The 4253-nt window shown below is 73.2% G+C and carries 5 protein-coding genes; 3 read left to right on the top strand and 2 right to left on the bottom strand.

The features are described from left to right. Positions 1-74: 74 nt before the first annotated feature. The gene (locus tag ACWGN5_RS06700) at positions 75-284 is read right to left on the bottom strand and encodes a hypothetical protein (RefSeq protein ID WP_351189789.1); all 210 of its coding nucleotides are present in this window, start codon (positions 282-284) and stop codon (positions 75-77) included. A gap of 10 nt (positions 285-294) precedes the next feature. Then, complete coding sequence (gene cofC, locus ACWGN5_RS06695) at positions 295-960, bottom strand: 2-phospho-L-lactate guanylyltransferase (RefSeq protein ID WP_453511760.1); 666 nt, start codon at positions 958-960, stop codon at positions 295-297. A 127-nt stretch (positions 961-1087) separates the two neighbouring features. Between cofC and ACWGN5_RS06690 the strand changes: the two genes are divergently transcribed. From ACWGN5_RS06690 to ACWGN5_RS06680, 3 genes are all read left to right on the top strand, one after another. Then, positions 1088-1840, top strand: coding sequence for a lysophospholipid acyltransferase family protein (locus ACWGN5_RS06690; RefSeq protein WP_453511759.1), 753 nt, complete (start codon positions 1088-1090; stop codon positions 1838-1840). Beyond that, complete coding sequence (locus ACWGN5_RS06685; protein ID WP_453511758.1) at positions 1837-2838, top strand: NAD(P)H-dependent glycerol-3-phosphate dehydrogenase; 1002 nt, start codon at positions 1837-1839, stop codon at positions 2836-2838. The genes ACWGN5_RS06690 and ACWGN5_RS06685 overlap by 4 nt, the downstream gene beginning before the upstream one ends. 67 nt (positions 2839-2905) lie before the next feature. Then, the gene (locus ACWGN5_RS06680) at positions 2906-4045 is read left to right on the top strand and encodes a D-alanine--D-alanine ligase family protein (RefSeq protein WP_453511757.1); all 1140 of its coding nucleotides are present in this window, start codon (positions 2906-2908) and stop codon (positions 4043-4045) included. The last annotated feature ends 208 nt before the right edge of the window (positions 4046-4253 follow it).

The raw sequence follows: 4253 nt of genomic DNA, 5'->3' as shown, positions 1-4253 counted from the left end.
GCTCCCCCCCCCCGCGGGCCGGGCACCCCCCCCGGGCCCCCGCCCCCGCGGCGCGTCTCAGGGGGTCGCGCCGCTCAGAACGTCTGCAGCGTCACCAGCGTGATCCGGAGCCCGGCGCCCGAGGTGCCGGGCTCGGCCTCGATCCGCACCCGCTGCCCCGGCCGCAGCAGCCGGAGCCCGCCCGCCTCGAAGGCCTCCGCCCCGAAGTCCACGGGGGTGCCGTCGTCGAGCAGCACACTGCCGCTGTGGGTCTCGGGGTCGTACGTGAACGCGGTCGCCTGCATGGACCGCAGCCTATCCGGCCGCCGTCAGCCACTGGGCGGCCGTCCGCGGACCGAGCCCCAGCGCCAGGGCCGCCGCCAGATCCTCCCCGGTGTCCACGTCCCGGCGTACGGAATCCACCCCCGCGAGCCGGATTTCCACCGCGCCCGAAGACAAATGCCGCAGCCTCGACGCGCCCCCGAATGCCGGTTCCAATTCCACCCCCGGAGCCGCCGAGAGGAATGTCGTACCTATTTCGGCGGCATCCGCGAGAAATGCCCGCGGAAAATTGCCGGCCGCGTCCAGGACCCGCGCCAGCTCCGCGGGCCGCAGCGCCGGAAGGTCCGCGTTCAGCGCCGCCACGCGCGCGTGCGGCCGCCCCGCCCGTACCGCACGGGCCCCGTGCGCGAGCGCCGCGTTGAGCCCGGCCGCGGGGGAGTCCGGCACGATCCGCGCCCCCAGGGCCGCGAGGGTGGCGCCGGCCGTGGGATCGTCCGTGACGACCGCCACATCCCGTACGCGCGCGCAGTTCAGCACCGCCCCCACCGTGTCCTCGGCGAACGCCAGCGCGAGCCGGGGGCGCAGCCGCGCTCCCGCCGCGGCGGCGAGCCTGCTCTTCGCCAGGGCAAGGGGCTTCAGGGGTACGACCAGGGACCAGCCGTCGTCGGCGTCGGTGTGCGTCGGGTGCAGCGGCTTCATCGGGGCCCATTCTGTCCCGCCCACGCGGTCCGCCGGAGTCCCCGGGGCGTACGGTGTCACTCGACAGACCAGGAGCATGGGGCGACACTTGACCCCCTGCCAGCCAGTCCCGGAGAAAGGTGTCCGAGTGCCCCGCCGCAGAATCGGCTTCTGGTACCGCCTCGCGGCGGTCATCGCCAAACCCCCCCTGGTGGTTCTGTTCAAGCGGGACTGGCGCGGTATGGAGCACATTCCGGCCGACGGCGGATTCATCACCGCCGTCAACCACAACTCCTACCTGGACCCGCTGTCCTACGCGCACTACCAGTACAACACCGGTCGCGTCCCGCGGTTCCTCGCCAAGGCCGGCCTCTTCAAGGGCGGCTTCGTCGCCACCATGCTCCGCAACACGGGCCAGATCCCCGTCTACCGCGAGACGACCAACGCGCTGGACGCCTTCCGGGCCGCCGTCGACGCCATCGAGCGCGGCGAGTGCGTCGCCTTCTACCCCGAGGGCACCCTCACCCGCGACCCCGAGATGTGGCCCATGGCCGGCAAGACCGGCGCCGCCCGCGTCGCGCTGCTCACCAAGGTCCCCGTCATTCCGGTGGCCCAGTGGGGCGCCAACCTCGCGATGCCGCCGTACGCCAAGGAGAAGAAGTTCCGGCTGTTCCCCCGCAAGACGCTGATCGTGCAGGCCGGACCGCCCGTCGACCTCTCCCGCTTCGACGGCCTCGAGCCCTCGCCCGAGGTCCTCCGCGAGGCCACCGAGGTCATCATGGCCGCCATCACCGCCCTCCTGGAGGAGGTCCGCGGCGAGAAGGCGCCCGCCGAACCGTACGACCACCGCAAGGCCCGCCTGGAGCAGCGGCGCAAGGCCGCCGGGGAGGGCACCAAGTGACCAAGGCAGCAGTCTTCGGCAACGGATCCTGGGGCACCGCCTTCGCCATGGTGCTCGCCGACGCGGGCTGCGAGGTGAGCCTCTGGGGCCGCCGCGCCGAACTCGCCGAGGCGATCAACAGCACCGGCACCAACCCCGACTACCTGCCCGGAGTGGAACTCCCGAAGGGCATCACGGCCACCGCCGACCCGGCCGAGGCCGCCGCGGACGCCGACTTCACCGTCCTCGTCATCCCCTCGCAGACCCTGCGCGGCAACCTCGCCGCCTGGAAGCCGCTGCTCGCCCGGGACACCGTCCTCGTCTCCCTCATGAAGGGCGTCGAACTCGGCACCGCCAAGCGGATGAGCGAGGTCATCACCGAGGTCGCCGACGTCCCCGCCGACCGCGTCGCCGTCCTCACCGGCCCCAACCTGGCCAAGGAGATCGCCGCCCGGCAGCCCGCCGCCGCCGTCGCCGCCTGCGTCGACGAGACGGTCGCCCAGCGGCTCCAGGCCGCCTGCATGACCCCGTACTTCCGCCCGTACACCAACACCGACGTGGTGGGCTGCGAGCTCGGCGGCGCCGTGAAGAACGTCATCGGCCTCGCCGTCGGCATCGCCAACGGCATGGGCCTCGGCGACAACTCCAAGGCCACGCTCATCACCCGCGGCCTGGCCGAGACCACCCGCCTCGGCCTCGCCATGGGCGCCGACCCGCTCACCTTCTCCGGCCTCGCGGGCCTCGGCGACCTCGTCGCCACCTGCTCCTCGCCGCTCTCCCGGAACAACACCTTCGGCACCAACCTCGGCCGCGGGATGACCCTCCAGGAGACCATCGCGGCCACCAAGCAGACCGCCGAGGGCGTCAAGTCCTGCGAGTCCGTGCTCGATCTGGCCCGCCGCCACGGCGTCGACATGCCGATCACCGAGACCGTCGTGTCGATCGTCCACGACGGCAAGCCTCCGGTCGTCGCCCTCAAGGAGCTGATGTCCCGCTCGGCCAAGCCCGAGCGCCGCTGAGCCGAACGCGTCAGGCACGAGCGGGGCGCTCAGGAGTTCGGACGCCGCAAGGTACGCTCATCGCGATATGAGCGAGAACACCCAGAGCCCCCGCAAGCCGCGCGTGGCCGTCGTCTTCGGCGGACGCAGCTCCGAGCACGCCATCTCCGTCGTCACGGCGGGCGCCGTCCTGAGCGCCATCGACCGGGACAAGTACGACGTGCTGCCCATCGGCATCACGACGGACGGGCGCTGGGCGCTCACCGCCGACGCCCCCGAGCGGATGGCCATCTCCGGCCGGCAGCTGCCCAACGTCGCGGAACTGGCCGAGTCCGAGCAGGGCGGCGTCGTCCTCCCCGTCGACCCGTCCAGCCGTGAGGTCGTCCTCACCGAGCCCGGGCAGGTGCCCACGGCCCTCGGCGAGGTCGACGTGGTCTTCCCGATGCTCCACGGCCCCTACGGCGAGGACGGCACCCTCCAGGGCCTCCTGGAGCTCTCCGGCGTCCCCTACGTCGGCGCGGGCGTCCTCGCCTCCGCCGTCGGCCAGGACAAGGAGTACATGAAGCGGGTCTTCGTCTCCTTCGGCCTCCCCGTCGGCCCGTACGAGGTCATCCGGCCGCGCGAGTGGGAGCAGAACCCCGCCGCCGCCCGCAAGAAGATCGTCGAGTTCGCCGCCGACCACGGCTGGCCGCTCTTCGTGAAGCCGGCCCGTGGCGGCTCCTCCATGGGCATCACCAAGGTCGACGATCTCTCCGGCCTGGACGAGGCCATCGAGGAGGCCCGCCGCCACGACCCCAAGATCCTCGTCGAGTCGCTGCTGCGCGGCCGCGAGATCGAGTGCGGCGTCCTGGAGTTCGAGGACGGCCCGCGCGCCAGCGTCCCCGCCGAGATCCCGCCGGTCACCGACCACGACTTCTACGACTTCGAGGCCAAGTACATCGACTCGGCCTCCGGCATCGTGCCCGCCCCCATCGGGGACGAGGCCACCGCCGAGGTCCAGCGCCTCGCCGTCGCCGCCTACGAGGCCGTCTCCTGCGAGGGCCTGGTCCGCGCCGACTTCTTCCTCACCGAGGACGGCGAGTTCGTCATCAACGAGATCAACACCATGCCGGGCTTCACGCCCATCTCCATGTACCCGCGCATGTGGCAGGAGAGCGGCGTGAGCTACCCCGAGCTCGTCGACCGGCTCATCCAGGCCGCGCTGACCCGCTCGACGGGCCTGCGCTAAACCGGAACGCAGCCGTGCCGCCGCGCCTCTCAGAGGGGCCGGGGCGCGCCCCCGCCGCGCCGGCGGGCCCGGGGGGGGCGGGGCGGGGGCGGGGGGGGCGCGTGGGGGTGGGGGGGCCGCGGGGGGTGGGGGGCCCCTCCGCGGGGCGGGGGGCGTGGGGTGGGGGGGCGGAACGGGCGCTGGTGGGGGCGGAGGGGCGGCGGTACGC

It is taken from the genome of Streptomyces sp. NPDC055815, assembly GCF_053616475.1.
Note: the sequence above shows the minus strand (reverse complement) of the source record. Positions and strands in the feature narration are given on the sequence as shown.

Bases quoted from the DNA above. Each gene is read 5' to 3' on its own strand.
- ACWGN5_RS06700 (WP_351189789.1), bottom strand. From the start codon at position 284: ATGCAGGCGACCGCGTTCACGTACGACCCCGAGACCCACAGCGGCAGT.
- cofC (WP_453511760.1), bottom strand. From the start codon at position 960: ATGAAGCCGCTGCACCCGACGCACACCGACGCCGACGACGGCTGGTCC.
- ACWGN5_RS06680 (WP_453511757.1), top strand. From the start codon at position 2,906: ATGAGCGAGAACACCCAGAGCCCCCGCAAGCCGCGCGTGGCCGTCGTC.